The organism is Calorimonas adulescens, from assembly GCF_008274215.1.
GTDB classification, from domain to species: Bacteria; Bacillota; Thermoanaerobacteria; order Thermoanaerobacterales; family UBA4877; genus Calorimonas; species Calorimonas adulescens.
In genome coordinates this window covers 77699-101356 of sequence record NZ_VTPS01000006.1, presented here as the reverse complement: position 1 = coordinate 101356, position 23658 = coordinate 77699, and the positions used below count along the sequence as shown (strand labels likewise).

Annotated in this window: 20 protein-coding genes, 2 tRNA genes, 1 riboswitch and 1 other annotated feature; of the genes, 6 read left to right on the top strand and 16 right to left on the bottom strand. The window is 43.3% G+C overall.

Annotated elements, in window-relative coordinates; all coding sequences use genetic code 11:
- Positions 1-203 (bottom strand) — a binding site (T-box leader).
- A 39-nt stretch (positions 204-242) separates the two neighbouring features.
- On the bottom strand, positions 243-740 hold the full coding sequence (locus FWJ32_RS05440) for a ferritin-like domain-containing protein (protein ID WP_275266270.1): 498 nt from the start codon (positions 738-740) through the stop codon (positions 243-245).
- A gap of 152 nt (positions 741-892) precedes the next feature.
- Here FWJ32_RS05440 and FWJ32_RS05435 point away from each other — a divergent pair, with 152 nt between their 5' ends.
- Entirely contained in the window at positions 893-1081 is a 189-nt protein-coding gene (locus tag FWJ32_RS05435) for a hypothetical protein (RefSeq protein WP_149544961.1), read from the top strand.
- Between the two features lie 95 nt (positions 1082-1176).
- Here the strand turns inward: FWJ32_RS05435 and ribH are convergent, their stop codons facing one another.
- The 11 genes from ribH to FWJ32_RS13435 form a co-directional block, all read right to left on the bottom strand.
- Positions 1177-1653, bottom strand: a complete 477-nt coding sequence (ribH, locus tag FWJ32_RS05430) for a 6,7-dimethyl-8-ribityllumazine synthase (RefSeq protein ID WP_149544960.1) — start codon at positions 1651-1653, stop codon at positions 1177-1179.
- 14 nt (positions 1654-1667) lie between these two features.
- On the bottom strand, positions 1668-2861 hold the full coding sequence (locus FWJ32_RS05425; RefSeq protein WP_149544959.1) for a bifunctional 3,4-dihydroxy-2-butanone-4-phosphate synthase/GTP cyclohydrolase II: 1194 nt from the start codon (positions 2859-2861) through the stop codon (positions 1668-1670).
- A 12-nt stretch (positions 2862-2873) separates the two neighbouring features.
- Positions 2874-3509, bottom strand: coding sequence for a riboflavin synthase (ribE, locus tag FWJ32_RS05420; protein WP_149544958.1), 636 nt, complete (start codon positions 3507-3509; stop codon positions 2874-2876).
- Between the two features lie 6 nt (positions 3510-3515).
- Complete coding sequence (ribD, locus tag FWJ32_RS05415) at positions 3516-4601, bottom strand: bifunctional diaminohydroxyphosphoribosylaminopyrimidine deaminase/5-amino-6-(5-phosphoribosylamino)uracil reductase RibD (RefSeq protein WP_149544957.1); 1086 nt, start codon at positions 4599-4601, stop codon at positions 3516-3518.
- A gap of 84 nt (positions 4602-4685) precedes the next feature.
- A riboswitch (FMN riboswitch) is annotated at positions 4686-4799 on the bottom strand.
- Positions 4800-4864: 65 nt separating this feature from the next.
- Positions 4865-5308 carry an S-ribosylhomocysteine lyase gene (locus FWJ32_RS05410; protein ID WP_149544956.1) on the bottom strand — a complete coding sequence of 148 codons (444 nt, stop codon included), beginning with the start codon at positions 5306-5308 and terminating at the stop codon, positions 4865-4867.
- A gap of 1 nt (position 5309) precedes the next feature.
- Complete coding sequence (cysK, locus tag FWJ32_RS05405; protein ID WP_149544955.1) at positions 5310-6233, bottom strand: cysteine synthase A; 924 nt, start codon at positions 6231-6233, stop codon at positions 5310-5312.
- A 3-nt stretch (positions 6234-6236) separates the two neighbouring features.
- The gene (locus tag FWJ32_RS05400) at positions 6237-7373 is read right to left on the bottom strand and encodes a trans-sulfuration enzyme family protein (RefSeq protein ID WP_149544954.1); all 1137 of its coding nucleotides are present in this window, start codon (positions 7371-7373) and stop codon (positions 6237-6239) included.
- Between the two features lie 11 nt (positions 7374-7384).
- Positions 7385-8008 carry a class I SAM-dependent methyltransferase gene (locus FWJ32_RS05395; protein WP_162523520.1) on the bottom strand — a complete coding sequence of 208 codons (624 nt, stop codon included), beginning with the start codon at positions 8006-8008 and terminating at the stop codon, positions 7385-7387.
- Positions 8009-8238: 230 nt separating this feature from the next.
- Positions 8239-8314, bottom strand: a tRNA-Glu gene (locus tag FWJ32_RS05390).
- A gap of 5 nt (positions 8315-8319) precedes the next feature.
- Positions 8320-8393 (bottom strand) — tRNA-Gln (locus FWJ32_RS05385).
- A 19-nt stretch (positions 8394-8412) separates the two neighbouring features.
- Positions 8413-8574: a hypothetical protein gene (locus tag FWJ32_RS13435; protein ID WP_203227589.1), complete on the bottom strand. Its 162-nt coding sequence runs from the start codon at positions 8572-8574 to the stop codon at positions 8413-8415.
- Positions 8575-9057: 483 nt separating this feature from the next.
- Here FWJ32_RS13435 and FWJ32_RS05375 point away from each other — a divergent pair, with 483 nt between their 5' ends.
- The gene (locus FWJ32_RS05375) at positions 9058-9819 is read left to right on the top strand and encodes an SDR family oxidoreductase (RefSeq protein ID WP_149544951.1); all 762 of its coding nucleotides are present in this window, start codon (positions 9058-9060) and stop codon (positions 9817-9819) included.
- Between the two features lie 253 nt (positions 9820-10072).
- Here FWJ32_RS05375 and FWJ32_RS05370 read toward each other — a convergent pair whose 3' ends face one another.
- From FWJ32_RS05370 to FWJ32_RS05360, 3 genes are all read right to left on the bottom strand, one after another.
- Positions 10073-12007, bottom strand: coding sequence for an oxidoreductase (locus tag FWJ32_RS05370; protein WP_149544950.1), 1935 nt, complete (start codon positions 12005-12007; stop codon positions 10073-10075).
- Positions 12008-12505: 498 nt separating this feature from the next.
- On the bottom strand, positions 12506-13090 hold the full coding sequence (locus FWJ32_RS05365) for a TetR/AcrR family transcriptional regulator (RefSeq protein ID WP_149544949.1): 585 nt from the start codon (positions 13088-13090) through the stop codon (positions 12506-12508).
- Positions 13091-13392: 302 nt separating this feature from the next.
- Positions 13393-14814, bottom strand: coding sequence for an S-layer homology domain-containing protein (locus FWJ32_RS05360; RefSeq protein ID WP_149544948.1), 1422 nt, complete (start codon positions 14812-14814; stop codon positions 13393-13395).
- Positions 14815-15184: 370 nt separating this feature from the next.
- On the opposite strand from FWJ32_RS05360, the gene FWJ32_RS05355 reads away from it, so the two are divergent.
- The 4 genes from FWJ32_RS05355 to FWJ32_RS05340 are packed head-to-tail and all read left to right on the top strand — an operon-like array spanning position 15185 to position 19756.
- Positions 15185-16207 carry a nucleotidyltransferase family protein gene (locus FWJ32_RS05355; protein WP_149544947.1) on the top strand — a complete coding sequence of 341 codons (1023 nt, stop codon included), beginning with the start codon at positions 15185-15187 and terminating at the stop codon, positions 16205-16207.
- Positions 16208-16223: 16 nt separating this feature from the next.
- Positions 16224-17399, top strand: coding sequence for a glycosyltransferase family 4 protein (locus FWJ32_RS05350; protein WP_149544946.1), 1176 nt, complete (start codon positions 16224-16226; stop codon positions 17397-17399).
- Positions 17374-18435 (top strand): hypothetical protein, encoded by a 1062-nt coding sequence (locus FWJ32_RS05345; RefSeq protein ID WP_203227588.1) that lies wholly within the window; start codon positions 17374-17376, stop codon positions 18433-18435. The genes FWJ32_RS05350 and FWJ32_RS05345 overlap by 26 nt, the downstream gene beginning before the upstream one ends.
- Complete coding sequence (locus tag FWJ32_RS05340; protein ID WP_149544944.1) at positions 18398-19756, top strand: phosphomannomutase/phosphoglucomutase; 1359 nt, start codon at positions 18398-18400, stop codon at positions 19754-19756. The genes FWJ32_RS05345 and FWJ32_RS05340 overlap by 38 nt, the downstream gene beginning before the upstream one ends.
- A 209-nt stretch (positions 19757-19965) precedes the next feature.
- Here the strand turns inward: FWJ32_RS05340 and FWJ32_RS05335 are convergent, their stop codons facing one another.
- Positions 19966-23529, bottom strand: a complete 3564-nt coding sequence (locus tag FWJ32_RS05335; protein WP_149544943.1) for a glycoside hydrolase family 130 protein — start codon at positions 23527-23529, stop codon at positions 19966-19968.
- Positions 23530-23658 lie beyond the last annotated feature (129 nt).

Here is a 23658-nt window from a genome sequence, read left to right as displayed (position 1 = left end):
AAAAGGGACGAGCATAATTACCCGCGTTGCCACCCTGCTTGGCCAAAAGCCCGGCTCAACTGCATAACGGTCTTCCCGGCAAGGCTTACTGCTGTTTCAGCCCGCAGCTCCGGAATGGATTCACCCCCTATCCTGCCGGCTCGCACCACCCGCCGACTCTCTTCAAGTGTTCAGGGGCTACTATTTTCCTTCATCGCTTTGTTATAGATTATAGTATAGTTTATCCATAAATGCAAGATTAATTATAGCATAAGGTACCTGCTCATATCTCCAAGGTTGTAGAGATTAGACTTTTCCATAAGCTTTTTATATCGGGCACCAAGTGCATCCTTGTGGCTCTTCTCCCATTGCGCCAGATTGCTTAAGAGTTTCTTTACACTGCGTTCTTCTTCGTCTGCAGCGGCCTTTTGATAGAAGTTCATAAAGTTGTCCTCTATGAGTACCGCCATACGCAGGGTAGAAAGCTCCTCCAAAGACGGCTCCTCTGGTGATACGTCCTGCTGTTCCATCCTTGCAACGAATATTTCAGGGGATTCATACTCTTCTTTTATGTCTTCTACCTCCTTACCGCGGGAGAGGTTTTGATACTGCTCGCTTAAATAGTCATAATGGTCTTTTTCCATCTTGACCAGTGCTTCGAAAAGTGCTTTTGTGCCGGAGTCTTTTACCTTTGGTAGAAAGTCCATGTAAAAGGCCAGGCCCTGATTCTCCATGGCCATACCGAACTTAAGTACTCCCAGTTCTCTTTCCTATGCCATAGATATACACCTCCAAAAATATTATTTGTACATATATTTCGACATTCTGCCGGAAAACCCTTCTTTATAAATAAAAGTTATTTGAATAAAGCAGCTTTATACTGGAAATAATTACTTAAAAGGAGGCGTTTACTGTGAAAGAATTGGATATATATGCTCAAATGGCAAGGCTTAAAGAGATAGATTATAAGAACACCTTAGCCATAATAAGTATCATAGAGACCCTTATTGATAAGGGAATCATAACCAGGACTGATATAGCCAGAAAATCTGCACAGATAGAGATGGAGATGACTTATGACAGCGAGAGCAGGGCCAATTAGGACCTGCTCCTTCAGCGGTAAACTGCAAGGAGAAGGCCTTTAAGGTGGGGTAGTACACCTTTGCATAAAGAATAGGAGGCTTAAGCCTCCTGTTTTCAAATTATATCTTCATCTAAGGAATGGTTCAGATTTGCCATCTCTATGGCTGTCATTGCTGCGTCGTACCCCTTATTGCCGCTCTTTGTACCGGATCTTTCTATTGCCTGCTCAATTGTGTCTGTAGTGAGCACGCCGAATATGGTGGGAACACCTGATTCCAGTGAGACATGGGCCACACCCTTTGAGACCTCTGCTGCCACATAGTCAAAGTGTGGTGTGGCACCCCTTATCACAGATCCAAGGCATATGACTGCATCGTATCTGTGAGCTCCGGCCAGTTTCTTAGCAGCAAGGGGTATTTCAAAGGCACCAGGTACCCAGACAATATCTATGTTTTCATCCTCAACCCCATGCCTTCTGAGGGCATCAAGGCAGCCCTCCAAAAGCTTTGAGGTTATAAACTCGTTAAACCTGGAGACCACTATGGAGAACTTAAGACCGCTTCCAATCAGTTTGCCTTCGTATACATTCATAAATTATTCCTCCTCTATATCATATGGCCCATTTTTTCCCTCTTTGTGTTGAGGTACTGGCTGTTTATGTTATTCCTGCCGGTTATCAATGGAACTCTTTCTGCTACATGAATACCATATTTTTCAATGTCCGAAATCTTATCGGGGTTATTTGTAAGAAGCCTAATGCTGTTTATACCGAGGTCCTTCAATATAGCTGCTGCTGTCCTGTAGTCCCTGAGGTCTGGCGGAAATCCCAGTTGAAGGTTGGCATCTACAGTATCGTAACCCTCATCCTGAAGTCTATAGGCCTTTAGTTTATTCATGAGTCCTATACCCCTGCCTTCCTGCCTCATATATATGAGGATGCCCCGCCCTTCACGGGCTATCATCCGGAGAGCCCTGTGAAGCTGGCTGCCGCAGTCGCATCTTAAAGACCCAAATACATCACCGGTCATACACTCTGAATGTATCCTTGTAAGAACTGGCCTGGCCTTATCCCCTGATACATCACCCATGAGCAGCACTATATGGGGCTCACTCGAGTTGGAATCAGGATAGGCCACAAGTGTAAAGTCTCCATAGGCTGTGGGAAGATGTGTCTTTACACTCATCTGCATACCATTATTCGCTTTAAGCCTGTATTCTATAAGCTTTTCCACAGATGTTATCTTAAGGTCATGTCTTTTTGCAAATTCAATGAGCTGCGGCAGGCGCGCCATGGTGCCGTCATCATTCATTATCTCGCATATGACACCTGCGGGATAGAGGCCGGCAAGACGGGCAAGGTCAGAGGAGGCTTCGGTATGGCCTGGCCTTTCCAAAACCCCGCCATCCCTTGCGATAAGCGGAAAGACGTGGCCAGGCCGGTTAAAGTCTTCAGGCACGGCATCTGGCGATATCAATTTTTTTATAGTCTTTGCCCTTTCATATGCCGAAATACCTGTAGAGGTTTCCCTGGCGTCCACAGAGATTGTAAAAGCAGTCTCATGGCTGTCGCTATTTTTCTGGACCATAGGTGAAAGCATAAGCTCCCTTGCCCTGTATGAAGGGATGGACACACATATCAGTCCGCGTCCATATCCTGCCATGAAGTTTATGACCTCGGGTGTCACCATCTCTGCCGCAGCTACGATATCACCCTCATTTTCTCTGTCCTCATTGTCCACGACTATAACCATTTTGCCGTTTCTGATGTCTTCTATGACTTCTTCTATAGAATTTAACATTTATATCCCTCCTCAAATATAGCCGTTTTCTTTAAGCTTTTCAGCAAGGCCATTCCCTTTTTCTCCAGCCAAAAACTTCCTTATATATTTCCCAATCACGTCACACTCTATGTTCACCATGTCTCCAACCCTTTTTTTACCTATGGTGGTAGACGACAGGGTATGAGGGATGACAGATACCTCAAAGGTGTCCTCAAAGACCATAGAGACAGTGAGGCTTACCCCATCTAAAGCTACAGAACCCTTCTCCACTATATACATTAGAATTGAATTATCAGCCCTTATACATATCCTCCTTGAATTCCCTTCATTCCTGATAGAGGCTATAGTCCCTGTACCATCTACATGTCCTGCCACAATATGTCCGCCAAACCTTCCATCTGCAGGCAGAGCTCTCTCAAGGTTTACGTGGTCACCTATGCGGATGTTCTTGAGTGAGGACCTCAGGATACTCTCAGGCATAACATCGGCGGTAAAATGGTTCCCCATTACTCCTGTAGCAGTGAGGCATATGCCGTTTACGGCTATACTATCGCCTACGGCCATCCCCTGAAGGATTTTCTCGCACTCTACTGCCAGAGATATACCTCCGCCTGTGCGATTTAGGTGCCTTACCCTACCCATCTCTTCAACAATTCCAGTAAACACAGCCAATCACCTTCTTTCAGGATACCCTTCAATTAAGATGTCATCACTTAAGCTTTTAAGGCTTAGCCTTTTAAGTCTTAATGCCCCTGATACCGTCTTAAATCCTTCTCCTTCAACCGGTGTTAGGGCAGATGCTCCTCCAATAATCACGGGGGCTACAAAGAACAAGAACTTATCCACTATACCCTTCTTTACGGCGCTCCAATTGAGGCTTCCCCCTCCTTCAAGGAGGATACTGTCTATGCCCATATCACCCAGTTTATACATAAGCTCATTCAGGTCTACCATGCCATTTTCGTCCTCTCCTGTATAGATGACCTCTGCCCCTTTATCCTTAAGGGTACTCACCCTTTCAATAGGGGCCCTCTCTGTAACAACCACTATGGGCCTGTTGCCTGACAGCACATTGGCTGATATGGGGATGGAAGCCAGAGAATCTACTATTACAGGCCTGGCATCTCTCCCGTTCTTGATCCTGGTGGTCAGATGTGGATTATCAGCAATCACAGTGTTTAGCCCCACCATTACAGCTGAAACCCTGTTTCTTATAGAATGGACATAAGCCCTGGATGTCTCCGAGCTTATCCATTTAGAGTCTCCTTCAGATGTGCAAATCTTGCCGTCTAAACTCATGGCTGCCTTTAATATAACAAAAGGCAGGTGTGTCGTTATAAACTTTATATATATCTCGTTCAGCGCCTTTGCCTCCCCTTCCAGCACACCACAGCTAACCTCTATACCTGCCTCTTTGAGCCTTGCTATACCCTCGCCATCTACCAGCGGGTTTGGATCCCTCATGGCAACCACCACCCTTTTGATAGAGGCGTCTATTAAAACCTCGGTGCAGGGCGGCGTCTTGCCATAGTGGCAGCATGGCTCGAGATTTACATACAGCGTGGCGCCCTCTGCCCTCCTTCCTGCGGCCTTTATAGCGTTCACCTCGGCATGAGCATCTCCATAAATCTTATGGTATCCCTCCCCAACAATTTCGCCATCCTTTACTATAACAGCGCCTACAAGGGGATTGGGATTGGCCCTGCCGGCACCTTCTAAGGCAAGCTCCAACGCCCTCTTCATGAATACTTCATCCATGGCCTGGCCTCCTTTACGTATAAAATAAAAAGCTCTGGAAAAATACTCCAGAGCATACCTGCATACACAGATAGACACACTGCATCTACCCTTCTTCCATCCAGACTATACTGTCGGCCCCGTAGTTACAACGGATCTGCCTTACGGCTCGCGGGCTTTACCGCCGGTCGGGAATTTCACCCTGCCCTGAAGGTATTTTCTTCAGTTTTCATTATATTAATTGTACCACTCATTTTATTTATCGTCAATATATTATCATGTTTTCACACAATACCTATCCCCTCATCAAGGACTCTCTTTGCGTGCTGTCTGGCGTCCTCAAGAGAATGGTCTTTGTAGTTGCCGCACTGCCTCTCATTGGCAGCGGGGACCTCCTCTGTCTCCAGCACCTTCTTAAGTGAGTTTTCAAAAGCTCTTTTTATATCCTCCAGTGATGAGACGCCGAATTTTATGAGGTAAAAGCCTGTCCTGCATCCCATGGGTGATACATCTATGACCCCATCCAGTTCATCCCTGAAGTATCCTGCCAAGAGGTGTTCTAATGTATGCATCCCACCTGTGGACATAGCTCCTGTGTTGGGCGTAATAAACCTTATGTCGTATTTTGCAACCTTGTCACCCTTTTCTCCTTCTTCCACGGCAGCAAGGCGGACATATGGCGCCTTTACCTTTGTATGGTCCAGTTCAAAACTCTCCACTCTTGCCATGTTATCCCTCCAATCCATATATGCCCTCGGAGAAGTATCTGTCGCTCCTGTCGGGCAGTATCACGACTATATTCCCCCTGCCTTCTATTTTAGCATACTTTAATGCCGCACACACATTGGCACCCGACGAGGAACCAACAGTGAGTCCCTCTTTTCGTGCCAGCTCACTCACCATGGCAAAGGCCTCTTCATCGCAGATTTTTTCCACATGGTCTATAAGGCTTATATCCATGGTTTCAGGTATAAAGTCATTGCCTATCCCTTCTATCTTATAGCAGCCTTTAATATCACCGCCGCCTATTATGGAGCCCACAGGGTCGGCCAAAACCCCTTTGATCTCCGGTCTTCTCTCCTTTAGATATCTCATTACCCCTGTGAATGTGCCTCCCGTACCAGCGCCCATTACCACGGCATCTATATCCCCATCAAGGTCATCCCATATCTCCGGGCCTGTGGTCTCGTAGTGGGCCTTCGGATTGGCAGGGTTTGCAAACTGGTTGGGTATAAATGAAGCCGGTATTTGCGCTGCCAGTTCCTCTGCCTTTTTTAGTGCCCCCATCATCCCGTCCTCCCTTGGTGTATTTATTATCTCTGCCCCCAGTGCCCTCATTAGCTGCTGTTTCTCTACAGAAAACTTGGTCGGCACCACCAGTATCAGTCTGTAATCTTTATTGAGGCAGGCCATAGCTAAACCTATCCCGGTATTGCCGGCCGTAGGTTCTATGATAGTGGAGCCAGGCCTTATGAGGCCCTCTTCCTCTGCCTCTTTTATTATATAGAGACAGGTCCTGTCCTTTACGCTTCCACCGGGGTTGAGGTACTCCAGCTTGGCAAATATGTTTACTCCATGTGGGATATCAAGGTGATTCAGTTTTAGAAGCGGTGTCTTGCCTATTATCTCCCTTATATCGTTATAGTAACCCATCCCCTAACCCCCCATTGCCGTCCTGAGGTCTTCTATTATATCGTCCGCATCCTCAATGCCTACCGACAGCCTGACAAGGCAGTCGTCTATGCCCAGTCTGCCTCTAATGTCCTCTGGGAATGATGCATGGGTCATGGTGGCAGGCTGGCATATCAGGCTCTCTACCCCTCCCAGGCTCTCTCCCAGGGTGATGAGTCTGACCCCGTTTAATATCTTTAAGGCCAGTTGTGGAGTTGATGTCCTGAATGAGAGTATACCGCCAAAGCCGTCGGCCTGGCCTTTCATTATCTTGTGTCCGGGGTGGTCGGGAAGACCCGGGTAATAGACCTTTTCTATCCCTTCCTGAGTTCTAAGCCATTTTGCTACCTTCATGGCGTTTTCCTCATGTCTGTCCATCCTGACACCTAAGGTCTTTACGCCCCTTATGATGTAGTAGCTGTCCTGAGGACCCAGTACAGCACCGACGGAGTTCTGGATAAAATGCAGCCTTTCCTTTAGTTCTTCGGTGGCTGTTACGGCCAGGCCTGCCACCACATCAGAGTGTCCTCCCAGGTACTTTGTGGCGGAGTGTACCACTATATCAGCCCCTAGCTCTATAGGCCTTTGCAGGTAAGGCGTCATAAAGGTGTTGTCCACAATGGTTAAACCTCCCGCCCTTTTTGCGACCTCCGCCACTCTCCTTATGTCCGTAACGTCCATAAGGGGGTTCGTGGGCGTCTCAATGAAGATAGCCCTGGCTTTACCCTCAAAGGCTTTCTCTACCTCTTCTATTTTTGTGGTATCAATGTATACTGCTCTCAGCCCAAACCTTTTAAATACATTCTCCATTACCCTGTATGTGCCACCATATATGTTGTCTGGCAGGACTATCTTATCCCCAGAGTTAAACAGCATAAAGACAGAGGATATTGCGGCCATGCCTGAGGAAAAGGCAAAACCGGCCAGGCCGCCCTCCAGTTCTGCTATCAGAGACTCCAGCGCCTCCCGTGTCGGGTTTCCCGTTCTGGAATACTCGTATCCGTACGTTTCGCCAAGACTCTTTTGTTTAAAGGTTGATGTCTGATAGATTGGTATGTTGACTGCCCCTGTCTGTTTATCCCATGATATACCGCCATGAATCAGCCTTGTATTTATACCCATTATAAGCCTCCTCACTTTATTGCTTTTGCTATAAATATTGCGGGCTCGCATATGTCGCCTGACCTTGAAACTGCCCTCGCATTAAACCCGGAATATGACACCTCATATTCTGTAAATCCTGCCTCTCCAAGCCACTCTCTTATAGTATCAAGCCCAAAACCCAGCCATACGTCAGCCATCTCATCCCTGGCCCAGGACTTATGGTGTTCCTCCACATCACTGAGCACGAGTTTGCCACCAGGCTTTAATACCCTCCTGACCTCTCTCAAACCGGTTGGCGGCTTGCCCACATGGTGAAGCACCATATTGGCAAAAATCATGTCAGCCGAATCAGAAAGGAGTGGTATCTCTTCCATGGCAGCCTTTATAAATGTTATATTGTTTACTCCTGCAGCAGAGGCATTTTTCTTAGCCTCATTCATCATCTTCTCCGTTGGGTCTATACCAAGGACCCAACCCGCATTCCTTGCCAGTTCTATAGTCAAAAATCCAGTACCGCATCCAATATCCACTATAAGGCCTGGAAAACCATCTATCTCCTGTAACAAAAGCTCTCTCAGTTCGTCGCCAAAATATCCCTTCCTCATTCTGTCCCACTTATACGCCACTTTGTTGAAATATCCCACCACATCCATCTTCATCCTCCTAATTCATACTAATTTACTGTGAATTATATGCCTATTTTAACACTAAATTCATAGTAAATCAATAGGAATTAAGCATTTTAATTCCATGTAATTTAGTATGAATTAAGGTAGCGCAGGGAGTGGGCAAAGATGTGCAGTGCTTAAAAAGTGTCCACAAAACAACTAAGAGGCAGGTAAAAACCTGCCTCTTAAACACAATAAATATTTTCTTATGTAAATGGTAGCCCCCAGGGGATTCGAACCCCTGTTACCGCCGTGAGAGGGCGGCGTCCTAGGCCGCTAGACCAGGGGGCCACAAATGGCTGCGGGACTAGGATTCGAACCTAGACAGCATGATCCAGAGTCATGCGTGCTACCATTACACAATCCCGCAATTCAACTGACGATTGATATTATAACATGAGTTTTCCATTCATGCAAGTATTTTTTATGCTGGACTTTTTTCTATCTTTTTTCAAATCCTCCTGATGCCATTTCTCTTTTGGTATTGATACCAAGGCAGTAACAGTACGCATTCCCTCTATAGTCGTAGACGGCATTTTCACATTTGTCATTTAAATGCCTGGTTTTATCAGGGTCTTTCCACATGTCCCTTATGTCTATAAATAGGTTTTATGTCATAGCCGTCATAGAGTCCTTTTATGAGTTTAATGCCATCATAGCCTTTGTCTGCATCTATATCTCTTCTGCCGCCTTCTTCTTTATTTTTGTTGGGATAGGTTGCAAAAGATTGTATTGCTTTGCTGTCTATGGCAAGGTCTTCTCCAAAGTCAGGCAGTAGATTGCTTAGCTATTTTAGGGGGCTATATAGGTAGAATTTCTGAAAAAATAACTTTCGTATTTCAGTTTTGAATTTACACAAAACTGCTTGACATTCAATTTGAAATGTAGTACTATTAATTTAGTACTATAGTAATAAACTATTAGTAAAACAGTACAAAACATTTTTTGCTGAAATCAGGACAACATCCAAACAGAAGACCGGGTGTATTCAAGTGCATTGAAATCTGTGAAAGAGATGAAGGAGGAAAATAATTATGGATTACGGTATGCAAGGCAAAGTAGCTCTTGTCATTGGTGGAGGCGGCGGGTCAGGAAGAATAACTTCTACTATGTTTGCACAAGAAGGTGTCAAAGTAGTGGTAGCAGACATCAGTGAAGAAGCAGGGCAGGAAACCGTAAATATAGTAAAGGCAGTCGGTGGTGAAGCTTATTTCATTAAATGTGATGTAACCAGTGAAGAGGATATTAAAGCTGCTGTCAACTTTGCTGTTGAAACATATGGTGGACTCAATTTTGCTATTAATATTGTAGGTACAAATACGGATTTTACCGACATCACACAGGTGCCTGCAGAAAATTTCGATAAAATGTTTTATATCTGTACACGGAGTACATATTTAGGAATGAAATATCAAATACCCGCTATGATAAAATCCGGTGGTGGATCTATTGTCAATATGGCATCTGCTGGAGGTCTTGTCGGTCAGCGCAAGCAAGGTTTATATAACGCTGCAAAATTTGCTGTTGTTGGGATGACAAAGGCCGCTGCTTTAGATTTTGCCGCACAAGGTGTTAGGATTAACTGTGTCTGTCCTGGGCCGATGTTATCTATCGGGATGAAAAAGGCTTTGGAGAAGGACCCGCATTTTGGAGATCAATATCTTGTAGATGTTCCCATTGGAAGATTCATTGGTCAGGATGAAGTAGCGGCAGCTTGTGTATTTCTTTGCTCAGAAAAAGCTGCAGCAATTACGGGTATTGCTTTGCCTGTTGACGGAGGCATGGTAGCTGACTAAGTTAACATTAGGAAAAAAGTATACAATATAAAGAAATTGCAGAAACCGTTCTGGTTCGATTACCGCTCTCCGCATCATAAGAAAAATAAAAGCCCAAAAGGGCTTTTATTTTTATCGTTTAAAAATGAAATTATATTCTTATTAACTTCAACCTTTATATTTATATCAATCCGAAATTTTTTATGAAGTTTTAACTTACTCTGAGCCAGCAGCCCCAGGGCTTCATATTTTTAATAAAAATTGCTTCCGAATTTTACAATTCTTCCAGAAGGCGAATTATATGGAAACCTTGATGTGTAGCATCGATAATTTTACCAGCTTTTACATTGTCACCTATTGTAAATACTTTCTCTATCTTTCCCTCTAACGCTTCCTTTAGCTTTAAGTTCGGCTTGTAACCAATAGCCAAAACGACTCTATCACATTCAATGGCGATTTCTCTTCCATCTTTTTCAACTGTGACGCTGCCTGCATCAATAGATTTGAGAGAAGTTTTAGTCATTTGTTGAATATTGCTGGCATTTAGCATTTCTGTAATAGATATATGGTTTTGGTATGCATGTACCGCTGTTGCCAATAGTTTATCTAACATCTCTACAATCGTGACTTTTTTGCCCATATTGTCTAGCATTAAAGCAGCCTCACAGCCAACCAGGCCGCCACCGACCACAACAATCTTTTCGCCGTCGATATTTTTGTTTCTGAGCAAATCATTTGCTAAAATCACCCTGTCACTATTAATACCAGGAATATTAGGTACTATAGGTTCTGCACCGCCAGCCAAAATCACTACATCCGGTTTTCTTGCCAGTATTTCCTCAGAAGTAGCTTCTTTGTTCAAGATAACTTTTACATTGCTCTTAGCTATTTGTGCTTTCAAATACGATACATACCTTGCTACATCACGCTTAAATTCTGGCGCTCCTGCTGCCAACAACGCACCGCCAAGTTCACTATTCTTTTCCCACAGCTCTACATCAAAACCACGCTGATCCGCCGTTAGAGCAGCCATTATGCCTCCAGGCCCACCGCCCACAATAAGTATGGATTTCTTGTCTTTGGCAGGAGTAAGAACATAATCTTTTTCAAAGCCTGCATATGGATTGACTGTACAGGAAAGGGGTCTTGCATTAGATGCTCTTAGAACACATTCATTGCATCCTATGCATGGCCTCACATCATCAAGTTTTCCGTCTTTTACTTTATTAGGCCAGTATGGTTCTGCAATGGATGTATGGCCAAGACCAAGTAAGTCAATAATTCCTTTTTCTATAACTTCTTTAGCAAATTCCGGACGACCGAGTTTACCTTGCCCAAGTATAGGTGTCTTAATACCAGCCTTCTTCAACGCTTCAGCTATATGTAACTGAAGACCTTCTTTTTCATATACTGTGGTTACACTTTTGTTTTGGCATTCATAAGAGCCGAAGTCAACATGGAGTAATGAAAATCCACTGTTGTCAAAAATTTTGGCTATTTCAAGACCTTCTTCTAAAGTCCTACCACCTTCAAAACCATGAACAGGTGTAAATTTAATTGAAATTGGAAAATCTTTTCCACAGTTTTTCCATATCTCATCTCTTAGTTCAAATACAATGCGCAGCCTATTTTCTAAACTGCCGCCATATTCATCTGTCCTCTTATTCCAGATTGAAGTAATAAATTGGTCAATTAAATACCCGCCGTATGCATGTATCTCTACGGCGTCTGCACCGGCTCGTTTGGCCAAAAATGCTGCATAGCCAAAACTCTTAACAATATCTTTTATCTGCTCCTTGGATAAAGGCTTACAAATGAGGTCTTTAAACCAGAATGAGGGTATAGCGCTGGATGAATATGGAGCAGTAAATGGATCGATTAAAGATACACGTCCCATGCCCATAGAAAGCTGAATACAAACTTTGGCGCCGTAGTGATGGATTTTTTCTATTGCAGTCGCAAGCCTGACAGAGTGAGTGAATTTTGTTAGCAGATTAACACAAGCAACAGTTTCATATTTGTCAGTAACAACATGACACGGCAGAAATATTAGACCGAAACCACCTTTAGCTCTTTCGACATAGTAATCCATTTCTCTTTGAGATACACCGCAATCCAAATCTGTTGCCGGAAATCCCATAGGTGTCATGACTATTCTGTTTTTTAACACCATATTACCGATTTTAATTTCATCAAATAACGTATTCATAATAATAGCCCTCCTAAAAAATACTTATGATAACTTTCATATACTAACTTAGACCACAACTCTATGCAGATAACAAGAAAGAAGATACGTAGGGTATCATAGATTATCTATGAAAAAACGAAATCCTGCGAAAGAACGATTATATCAGACTATCAGACTCCCTTCATATAAAATCGTACTATAGTATAAAATATTTTGTACTACAGTATATATAATACGACCGTGTTATATTTTTGTCAACAGCGTTATTTAAAGGGCTTTTTGCGTGAGGAAGTTTTCATTAAAATAAAAAATCAGCTTCCTGGAAGCTGATTTTTTAAAAAGTTTAAATTGAAACTACCAAGGAATATCAATGCGAAAGCAGAAATTGATGACTGCTTTACAGTTAAGAAAAAGGAAACCCGGGGACAACTTTCATTCTTTAAAGACAGGAATGGTTAAAATAGCATGTTCCCAGGTTTCTACTTTCAAACTTGAGAAAAATTAAGTTCATCAATCTTAGAAATAACCTGGTTTTACCATAAGTATAGTCTCAAAAACCTGTTTGATTCTTGCAAAAAGGTCAAAGTCACCATTTTTTATACACCAAACTAAGACAACACCTTCCATTGCAAAAATTAAGCTTTCGGCCAGTTTCTCGGGGCTTGCAGTATTTAATATTTGTCCACTTTGCTGGGCTTTTTGGATTAGTAGTTTTTCTGTCTCCCACAGCTTAATATCACCTGGTGCAAAAAAATGATGGTCTTCATGTAAATTGGAGATAAAAATTTGCTTTGATATTTCAACTCCTGCCTCATAGGTGGGTTTTGAATACATCTCATAAAAATTCCAGAGTTGCTCGACATAATTAGATGAAGTAATGAGTTTGTTAAAATTCTCTTCAACATATACATCGGAGTAAAATTTAAAATCAGCTATTATCGAATCCTTTGAATCAAAATAATAATAAAAAGTGCTTTTAGAAATACCGCTCTTTTCACAAATGTCCTTTATTGTTACCTTGTCATAACCATTTTTACGAAAAAGTTCTATAGCAGTCTCGATGATACGCTTTTTCGTTGGAATCTTTGATTCTTTGCTCATGTTTTAACCCTCACATATGTAATTAATTATTATAATATTGTCACAGCTTTCGCAGGAACATAATACAAGCTTTTCGCTGATGAAAGTAGGCAGACAAGACATAAAGTAATTCAAAAATCCACTGATCGATTCTTTTGAAAGATCTTCCCTCCCTGTGCTCTCTTTCCTACCAACATTATACCATAATCCCTGCAGGTCACATCAATAATTAACTACATATCAGCATGATAACCGTATCCATTTGCCTGGCCACTTGTTACGGCATCCTAGTATTTGCCGCCGCATTCCACCTGAGCTGTACATTATTCCCAAAGAGACTGCCTGTTATCATAACTTTGCTGGTTTAATACCCTCTCAATCATAACAGCAAGCTCTGCCCTGGTTACATCGTCCTTCGGTGAGAGACGCCCCTCTCCTTTCCCTTTGATTATACCTGCAGCAACAGCCTTCTCCATAGCATGGACAGCAAATGGTGAAATCTCATCAGTATCCTTATATATGGAGAGGTCTGCAGACTGTCCACTTTTTATAAATGGTGAAAGTACAGATACTACCTCCTCGCGTGTGGCCTTTATATCCGGCCCAAAACTGTTACCATAAAAACCTATTATACCATCAGCGTAGCAGGAACTGACAGGCACATAATACCATGCGTTTTTCATCACATCATTAAACGGCAGAGCCTTACCATCAGGCTTGAGGCCAAAAACAGAGGAAACCATAGTAGCCATCTCTGCTCTGGTGACAGGACTATCTGGTCTGAATGTCTTATCGGGGTACCCTTTCATGTACCCCTTTAGCATCATCTCCATTATATCGTTGCTGGCCCAGTGTTTTTCAAGGTCATAAAAAGGTACATTTCCTTTAACTCCGGCAGCCCTGTAAATATTCCTTACAATGTCAAAACCAGTTTCAGTGCCCTTTACCTTAATCCTTTTGCCGGACATGATGTCGTCGCCCTGCCTCATCACCCCTTCCTTTATGGTAAACATGGCCTCGTAACCCACCTCTCTTGCCAGTTTCTTAGTGGTGCTGTTGCCAACACCATAGGGATATGACAGCACCTTCACCCTCTTCCCCACATTTTTTTCAATCATATCCTTTGATTTTTTAAAGTCATTCTTTACCCTTGTGGTGTACTCATCAAAGCTCTCCAGCTTTCCATTAATCTCTATCTGGCCTGAAGCTGCCGGTATCTTTTTTTTGCCATTTGAGGCATAGTAGTGAAGGTCATAGGTATGACTCTCAATATCAATCACACCGGAATCACTTATCTCTTTCATCTCTTCCCAAGTGAGATGGGTCGGGTCCCAATAATGATAGTTGGGCTCCCCTTTCGTCTCTGATACAATCACGTTTATAACAGCCCTCATACCCAGTTTCTTTAAAATTGGATAGGCATATTTATAATTGCTCTCGTAACCATCATCAAAGGTTATCATTATCGGGTTCGGAGGCAACGGTTTGTTTCCCTCCATAAAACCTATATAATCATCCACACTTATGGTATTGTAACCTGCCAGCTTTAAATACTCCATCTGCTCCATGAACCTTTCATAGTTGACTGTCACACCGGCCTCCGAGGGCTTTATTGCGCCATCTATTATATTGTGATACATGAGGACAGGTACATAAGTTTTTCCAGCACCCCATGCGCTTTCTGGCAACGCCATAACGAAAATAAAAACAAACAAAATAAAAACTTCAGAGATATATCTTTTCATACAGACCCCTTTCTGCCAATTGTAATTTGATTATACCACAGGCCTGATGGTAATTCGGTTAAAAAATGGTTAACGGAATATTAAATTTTGATTACAAGACAATTTAACTGAATAGCAAAGAGTCCTGTTATAAGGTATAAAGAACAGGGACATTAAATATAATAATAAGTGTGCACGTAGATTATTAGTAAACAACAGTATATTTAAATGATATATACTAATTTGTTTAAAAAAATATATATCACAATGATATATACAATAATATTACGCATTTTTGTACAAAAAGGGACAAAAATCAGGTTTGACAAACAGACACACTCATGTATACAATAGAGTTGTAAATTGGATAATTTTTCAAGGAGGTGGTTTAATGAAGGCACTCTTACTTGCCGGAGGAAAGGGTACCAGGCTGTATCCTCTTACTCATTCCATACCAAAGCCAATGGTCCCAGTACTCAACAAGCCTCTTTTGGAGAGAACCATAAACTATATTAAAGGCTATGGCATAGATGAGATAGTCATGAGTCTGTGCTATCAGCCTGAACAGATCATGAATTACTTTAAAGACGGCAGTAGATTTGGTGTAAAGATATACTATTGTATTGAGGAGAGCCCGCTGGGTACAGGCGGAGCTATAAAGAATGCAGAGAGGTATTTGGATGATACATTCCTGATATTCAACTCCGATATAATTACCGACATCAACCTTAGAGATCTGATAGACTATCATATGGCATCAGGAGCAAGGGTGACCATTGCCCTTACCAGGGTTGATAATCCAAGTGCATACGGTCTTGTGGAAACGGACAATGATGGCCGGATAACTGCATTTAAGGAAAAACCAAGGCCTGAAGAGATAACTACAAACTTTATCAATGCTGGTATATACGTGTTTGAGAGGGATGTCCTTGATTTTATACCTGCGGGACGTGAGGTTTCTGTAGAAAAAGAGGTTTATCCAGGCCTATTATCGGCTGGCGTTAAGATGTACGCATATAAAAATAACAACTACTGGATTGACATAGGTACGCCGCATAAGTATTTGGAGCTGCACAACAGCATACTGGATGGTCTGTTTACTTATCCATTTATAGAGATGGATTATAAAAACCGCATAGTTATAGGTAAAAACTCCTATATAAGCCCCACAGCAAAATTGATTCCCCCAATAGCGATTGGGGATAACTGTTATATAGGCAATGATGTGATAATAGGTCCCAGGGCTGTTATCGGCAACAATATTGAGATCGGGCCGGGTAGCTATATAAGGAATTCGATCATATGGGAAGGGTGTAAGATAGGCAGTGGTTCAAAATTGAGCAATACCATCATAGGTATCAACTGTACCATTGGAGATAACAAAGACGTGTCTTATGGTGTGATTGCGTATTAAAAAGGAAGGGATGCAAATGAATATAGCCATTTTAAGCACTTATCCACCAAGAGAATGCGGCATTGCATCATTTTCAAAGGACTTGAGAGACAATTTCGTCAAGATGGGCAAAAATGTGAAACTACTTGCCATCACAGATAGCGGAGCCAGTTATAACTACCCACCTGAGGTTATATTCGAAATTAATCAAGATGAGAGGGATGAGTTCATCAAGGCTGCTCATTTCGTGAACGATTCCTTTATAGATGTGGTAATAGTGGAACACGAGTATGGGATATTTGGTGGGCTTGATGGGAAATATGTCCTGGACTTTGCTGCCCACCTGAGAAAGCCTTTTATCCTCACCACACATACTGTTCTGCCATCCCCTAACTTTAGACAGAAATGGATACTCAGGGGACTCGGCAGCGCAGCAGCCGCTGTTGCCTGTATGACTGGAAGGTCAGCAAGCCTCTTGGAGGATATCTATGGAGTCCCTAAAGACAAAATTTATGTAATACCCCACGGTGTTCCCAGTTTTAAGCAGAAAAACAGAGAGCAGTTAAAATCGATGTATGGATACAGCAAAAGGACTATAGTTTCCACTTTCGGTCTTATAGGGCCTGGCAAGGGTATCGAAAATGGCATCAAAGCTATAGGGGAAGTGGCATCAAGACATCCCGAAATACTATATCTTGTACTGGGTGAAACCCATCCTTCCCTGGTTAAAAAGTTCGGTGAGACATACAGAGAGTCGCTGATAGACCTGGTTGAGCATATGCACCTGACAGATAATGTCCAATTTGTCAATCACTATCTATCCCTGGACGAACTTGGTGACTATCTGTATATGACAGATGTGTATATGACCCCTTATCCTGATAAAAACCAGGCCGTTAGCGGTACATTAACCTATGCTGTGGGTTGTGGAAGAGCTATAGTGTCAACCCCTTACGAGTATGCCCTGGAGATACTTGGTAATGGCAGGGGCCTTATAGCAAAGAGCAGCAATAACTATATGGAACTTGCCACACTTATAGAGAACATAATAGATAATCCGACGCTAAAACACAGCCTGGAGGAAAGGGCGTCCAAGCTTGGCAAAACCATGACATGGACCAGTGTGGCAAAACAGTATATAAATCTTATGGGACTCGTAATTCAAAACAGTGCGAGGGGGAATGGGTATGGGAGTGTCTTACAGGCACCTTAGAAGGATGACTGATAAAACAGGTATAATACAGTTTTCAAGGCATGATGAACCTTTAAAGGAGAGCGGGTATACAGTGGATGATAACGCCAGGGCTCTCCTTGTTGCTATTAATATGGAGGACGATGATGCAGGATTCGCCAAAACATATCTGGACTTTATAAAAAGTGCTCAGCGTCCGGACGGAAGTTTTATCAACCTCAAGGTAGCTGATACATTTCTTCCAACCATTGATTCTGAAGACAGCATAGGGCGTGCATTTCTGGCGTGTTGTTATGTCCTATGCAGTGACGATACTCATGATAGCATAAAGAAACAGTCAAAAGACATAATAAGCAGGGCATTGCCTGTAATATCAAGGATGAAGTCCTTGAGGGCTGTAGCATACTCACTTATCGGCCTGATATATTTGATAACAAACGGGTATAGCTATGACAACCTCTATAAGGTGGCAGGCGACATGGCCTCCTATCTGAAGAAAAACTATGCAGATAACAGGACCGATACCTGGAAATGGTTTGAGGAATGGCTTACTTACTGCAATGCAGTATTGCCCCACTCCTTATTCTCTTACTATAAAATCTCCAGCGACAGGAACTCGCTTAATGTTGCTGAGGAGTCCCTGGGGTTTTTAACAGATTCGCTTTTTAAAAACGGGTACCTGTCCATTGTAGGCAATAGGGGGTGGTGGCAGAGAAACGGTGTTATACCACCATTTGACCAGCAGCCTGTGGATGCGGCATCAATTACCTTGGCCTGCCTCGAAGGATACACTGCCACGGGAAAGAGAGAGTATCTGTCAAAAGCAATCCTTTCCTATGAGTGGTACTGGGGGAAAAACATAAACAGATTAAATCTATATAATGAAAATTCGGGAGGGTGTCATGACGCCCTGGTGCCAGAAGGCTTGAATCCTAATCAGGGTGCAGAGGCGCTGGTAAGCTTCCTCTTGACTTATCAAATGATGAATGCGATACTAAAAGAAAGGGAGGAGGTAATACATGGCAAAGATAAACCCTACTATATTCCGGCAGTATGATATAAGGGGAGTTGTCCCTGAAGAACTGAACAGGAATACAGCATATCTTATAGGAAAGGCCTTTGGGACATACCTCAAGAGGAGAAATGAGGATGTATGCCTTGTTGGGCACGACAACAGGGCTTCTTCATTAGACCTCATGGATGCAGTTATAGATGGTCTCTTAAGTACGGGCACAAATGTATTGAATGTGGGGCTCTTAACAACCCCAATGTTTTATTATTCCAGAATACTTTACAGTGTAAACCCCGGACTGATGATAACAGCAAGTCATAACCCTCCTCAGTATAACGGGTTTAAAGTATGCTTTGGCCCGGCTACCCTGTATGGCGATGACCTGCAGGATATCTGCCGCATGATTGAAAACGACGATTTTATGGATGCCCCCAGGGGAGATATAAGCTATTCCTATCCCATATTCGGCTATGCTGATATGCTGAAGGAAAAGATAAAACTGGAAAGAAAACTCAAGGTGGCAGTTGACTGCGGAAACGGCACTACTTCTATTATAGGCCCCCAGGTACTGGAACTATGGGGATGCAATGTTATACCCATATACTCTGAATCCGACCCCAATTTCCCAAATCATTTCCCTGACCCTGTAAAAGAAGAAAACCTCAAGGCATTGAGGGACGTTGTCTTAAAGACAGGAGCAGACCTGGGTATAGGTTTTGACGGAGACGGCGACCGGATAGGAGTTGTGGACGATAAGGGAAACATAATATGGGGCGATACTATGATGTCCCTCTTTTGGAGGGAGATCCTGCCAAAATATCCGGGTATAGACTGTATTGTGGAGGTAAAGTGCTCAGAAGCGCTTGTAGACGAAATTAAACGCCTTGGAGGGAAGCCGTTCTTCTATAAGACAGGACATTCCCTTATAAAGGCGAAGATGCGGGAACTGGATTCGCCTTTCACCGGTGAGATGTCAGGACATATGTTCTTTGCTGACGAGTACTATGGGTTTGATGATGCGCTTTATTCGGCAGGCAGGCTCTTGAGGATAATTTCAAAAAGCGGCAAAAAGCTGTCAGAACTGCTCTCGGATGTTCCTTCCTATGTGTCTACTCCGGAGATAAGGGCAGAGAGCGACGACAAAGAAAAATTCACCATAGTTGAAAACGCCAAAAGATATTTCATTGAAAAAGGGTGCTCCGTTGTGGATGTAGACGGGGTGAGGGCGTATATATACGACGGATGGTGCTTAGCCAGAGCATCCAATACAGGTCCTGAGGTGATTTTGAGGGCAGAGGCAAAGACAGAGGAGGGCCTGGAAAAGATTCTGGACGAACTTAGAAAAGCTGTACCGTTGAAATTTTAAAGGGAGGTTCCCTCCCTTTTTGAATTTATACCCCAGTCTCATCTATGAATCTATCTCTGTATAAACCACCTGACATACTCTGCAGGTGGTTGCCCCGGAGCTGTGTGGACAAGGCCTGCAGCATAGATTATCGGACTTTCCAGTACCCACCCAAAAAGACGCAGAAACAGCCTTCCATGATGTACTATCGGAGTAAATATACTGCCCTGTTATCTGTCTATCCTTTTTCTGACCTCCTCCGGTATTAACTCGCCAACCTTTGCATGGGCTACACAAATGTAGGTATCTGCAGCTCCATAATATACCAGTATCTCATCTTCAGCGTCCAGCATCTCCTTATCCTCGGCAGGCACTGCGCCGCAGGTGAAAACCACATTGGGCACCCATGCCGTAGACCTGTCACCTGTTTCGTACTCCTTCTCTGGCGACAGGATTGGGTTTGGTGAACGATAGAGCAGCCTTCCCGGGTCTTTTAAGTCTACCAGTATAACGCCCAGCCTGTATATTAGATTATCGTCTACCCCATGATATATAAGCAGCCATCCATACCTGGTCTTCAACGGCTGGGTTCCTGCACCTATCTTCAGTGAGTCCCACATCATTCCTGACCGTGGACCGATTATTATTTTATGCCCATCCTTGGGCCATGGAAACTTAAGTTCGTCTGAGTATGAGACCCACATACTGGGCTCTATCCTGTGGTACATGACATATTTGCCGTTAATTTTTTCAGGGAAAAGTATAGCATCCTTATCCCAGAGGTTTGGAAAGGCCAGGCCAAGTCTCTCCCACCTGTCAAAGTCCCTGTTTAAAAAATCATCTATGCTTATGGAGGCGGCAGCAACCTGCGCCACCACTCCATCATAGGCGGTGTACATCATATATATTTTATCGTTTATGATTACCGCGCGCGGGTCCTCACAGCCATCTTTCTCAGTGCTATTTTTAGGGTAGAAAACTGGTTCAGGTAGCCTCTCCACTATATTGTACCCATCGGATATGGCCAGGCCAATCCTGGATATGCTGTCCTTCCCAAATGCCCTGTATAGGATATATACCCTGTCCTTTATCCGTAAGGTTGCAGCGTTCAGCACATACCTGGATTCCCACCAGTGGTCCGGCAGGGGTTTTAAAATGGGATTGCCGTCATAGCGTAAAAGGTAACCGGCTGCAGGCCAGTTTTCCACGTCCTGTACCATTACCGCATCGGCATGAGGCTTCACACCAAGTATAATGTTTATAAGGTCGTCACTCTCCTTACCTTCACCAATAAGCTGGTATACCTCCTCGAGTATCTCACCGGGCCTGTAGCCCATCTCCTTATAAATCTCTACTAAAAGGTCATTGTTAAACCAATCTCTCTCAACATACAGGGAAAGTGGGGTTGGTATGCCTTTGCCACCCCTGAAACTGTAACTGGCCCATGTCCATGCCGAGCACGGTACAAAAGTCCCATCATTCAAGGTAAGCGACAGCCCATATCCCTCTGCCATTAGATAAAAGGCTTTTGCCTCATCTTTGTTTCCTTTTGACTCAAGACCCTCTGCCAGCCTTTTAAATCTGACCACCATCTCCCTCTGGTGCCAGTTTTCGAACATATTGTGAGCTGAAAATATGTCCCTGCCGTGGTGCCCGAGGATAGAGTTTGCCACCTTGATGCCAAAGCCCCTGCGTTCTCTGGCGTATAACTTCCATATGTATGAATAGTGTTCCGCCTCCACTATATTCTTTGCAATATGAGTAAAATACCTGAGTTTGGGATATTCACCACCCATACCCTTGCTCAGGCTGCTCACAGCAATCATACCCGTTATCTTGTTCAATATTGTAATATCCCTCATATCTGGAATATCTGGTATCACTTCTCTGCTGAGTACGATAGGTTCTATGTCAACCTCTTCCATGCTGTCAGGCCTCAGGTTATCCTCCAGCCACAGTGTAACCTTATCTACATACTGCCTCTCTTCCGTTATATTGGCAAGAGTCAAGGCATATCGTGGGTTCATGTTGTTTAATAGTTCAGTAACATTCTTATAGCCCACGCGGAGCATAAGATTTAACGGGGGGAACTCATAGAGCAGTTTCCTCAAAATCTCTGGCCTTACTATCAGGACCTTGCCATGAGGCAATAGATTAAATATCCCCTTCACCACATCCGCAACACCGCTGCTGGAATATAGGTCCCCCGGGAATACCTTGTTCACAGCATCTTCAAGATGCAACATAAATTCCTTTACTCCATTGCACACATCCGACGGAGATAAGCCCTCCGGTATCTTTAACATGTTGTGTACAAAATCATAAAAATCATTAGAATATTTTTTCTCAACCCTCCTGAACACCTCACTGGTCCTTATGATACTGCCGCCCAATCCTTTCAGTTCCTTGGGCAATACAATGGGCACGCCCGGCACAAATTCAAGATAGTCAAGTGGTGTTATGACCGGTTGTACCTCCATGGTCTTCTCTATCCAGGTCTTTACAAAGCTTTCCTTCATAGACAGAAGAGTCTCCACCTGACAGGCATAATAGTCCCCTGTCTTTTTATAGGTAAGCTCATCCATATCAATTCCTTTGATATCTATAAGATAATCGCGAAACCCTCTCACCTGTTTTATATATCCGGCTATACGCCCTTCGTACATAATGGTAAAAGCATCCAGTATATCCTCCTGGGGTACATTGCTCTTAAAACAATAGACCTGCAAAAACTGATATATAATCTGTGCCCATAGGTCCTCATTAAACCTGAAATTTTTATACGGAAGGCTATATACCTCTTCGATCTGCCTTTTTAAACCTTCAGGGAGTATCTTTTCATATATAACCCTGTACCTCTCATACCCTGACTGAAACGCCTGCACAAAGTCAGTGAGGCGGCAGGATATCTCCATAGGCCTGTCTCTGTCTTCAAGCCCATATATGTCAGGACGCTTCAATATCATATGTGATTTTAGCCAGTAATCCTGATCGTCCTTGAGACACTCAAAAATTGCCCTTGCCACCTCTTTGAAAACATAGGCCCTCTTTCCTGTTGATGGGGGAGTAAGTTTCGCCCCGAGGCTCACCTCACATAATTTCTTGTCCCAGATGACTGCCCTGGTTACCATCCACGGGTCTATACCGTATCCACCCGTGTATTCATACCAATGCCCGGCCTCTGCGCAGTATGCCTCCACCATATCATGGGAAATTCCATATATTCCGCTCAAGGGGTCCTTCAATTGACATCCATACAATGCCTCAAGGATTGGCTTTACAAAGAGGTCGCCGGTGGTATCTTCAAAGTAATGCCTTCTAAAACTCGTAAAGACCATATCATACCCCTCATTGAGGGGATATATAAGCCTTTTCAGCCATGAGGGCTTAAAACCCCATTTCCCTTCCCTTTTCAGGTCTGCTTCAAGAAGGATAACATCCGCCTCCAGCCTCTTTGCTATCTCCATTATAGCCCTTATGCTGAAACCCCTACCATTTATACCGGACTCCATAAGGAAAAAGAGGCACGGTACCTCGCAGTCAATCCCTTTTATGGCCTCCAGTGCCTCCCTGCCTGCAGGATCTCCAGCGCATACTATTAGTTTTTTCATGTCAGGAAAGCCTTTGAGACCTTCCTCTGCTGTCTTTATTACATTCCTCAAGGTTTCCTTTTCATTATAGAAAGGAATGCCAACCACTGTGTCAATATAGTCCATATCCTGTATCTCGCTCATAGCCTCATCAATCTTGTTATAAAACCGGTCTTCCATCTGCCTTATGTACTGAATGTCCATACCATATACCTCACTTCTGTTTTTACTATATTAATTATTATATATCAATGAGGTGTAAAATAATAATTTTTGTCTCTTTGTGATTTAAATCACCTCAAAACTTGAGTATTGTCATAGTCTGGTTTATAA

Coding starts and splice junctions, on each gene's coding strand:
- ribH (WP_149544960.1), bottom strand. CDS start 1,653: ATGAATGTATACGAAGGCAAACTGATTGGAAGCGGTCTTAAGTTCTCC.
- FWJ32_RS05425 (WP_149544959.1), bottom strand. CDS start 2,861: ATGTTAAATTCTATAGAAGAAGTCATAGAAGACATCAGAAACGGCAAA.
- ribD (WP_149544957.1), bottom strand. CDS start 4,601: ATGGATGAAGTATTCATGAAGAGGGCGTTGGAGCTTGCCTTAGAAGGT.
- FWJ32_RS05410 (WP_149544956.1), bottom strand. CDS start 5,308: ATGGCAAGAGTGGAGAGTTTTGAACTGGACCATACAAAGGTAAAGGCG.
- cysK (WP_149544955.1), bottom strand. CDS start 6,233: ATGGGTTACTATAACGATATAAGGGAGATAATAGGCAAGACACCGCTT.
- FWJ32_RS05400 (WP_149544954.1), bottom strand. CDS start 7,373: ATGGGTATAAATACAAGGCTGATTCATGGCGGTATATCATGGGATAAA.
- FWJ32_RS05395 (WP_162523520.1), bottom strand. CDS start 8,008: ATGGATGTGGTGGGATATTTCAACAAAGTGGCGTATAAGTGGGACAGA.
- FWJ32_RS13435 (WP_203227589.1), bottom strand. CDS start 8,574: ATGACAAATGTGAAAATGCCGTCTACGACTATAGAGGGAATGCGTACT.
- FWJ32_RS05375 (WP_149544951.1), top strand. CDS start 9,058: ATGGATTACGGTATGCAAGGCAAAGTAGCTCTTGTCATTGGTGGAGGC.
- FWJ32_RS05370 (WP_149544950.1), bottom strand. CDS start 12,007: ATGAATACGTTATTTGATGAAATTAAAATCGGTAATATGGTGTTAAAA.
- FWJ32_RS05365 (WP_149544949.1), bottom strand. CDS start 13,090: ATGAGCAAAGAATCAAAGATTCCAACGAAAAAGCGTATCATCGAGACT.
- FWJ32_RS05360 (WP_149544948.1), bottom strand. CDS start 14,814: ATGAAAAGATATATCTCTGAAGTTTTTATTTTGTTTGTTTTTATTTTC.
- FWJ32_RS05355 (WP_149544947.1), top strand. CDS start 15,185: ATGAAGGCACTCTTACTTGCCGGAGGAAAGGGTACCAGGCTGTATCCT.
- FWJ32_RS05350 (WP_149544946.1), top strand. CDS start 16,224: ATGAATATAGCCATTTTAAGCACTTATCCACCAAGAGAATGCGGCATT.
- FWJ32_RS05345 (WP_203227588.1), top strand. CDS start 17,374: ATGGGAGTGTCTTACAGGCACCTTAGAAGGATGACTGATAAAACAGGT.
- FWJ32_RS05340 (WP_149544944.1), top strand. CDS start 18,398: ATGGCAAAGATAAACCCTACTATATTCCGGCAGTATGATATAAGGGGA.
- FWJ32_RS05335 (WP_149544943.1), bottom strand. CDS start 23,529: ATGGACATTCAGTACATAAGGCAGATGGAAGACCGGTTTTATAACAAG.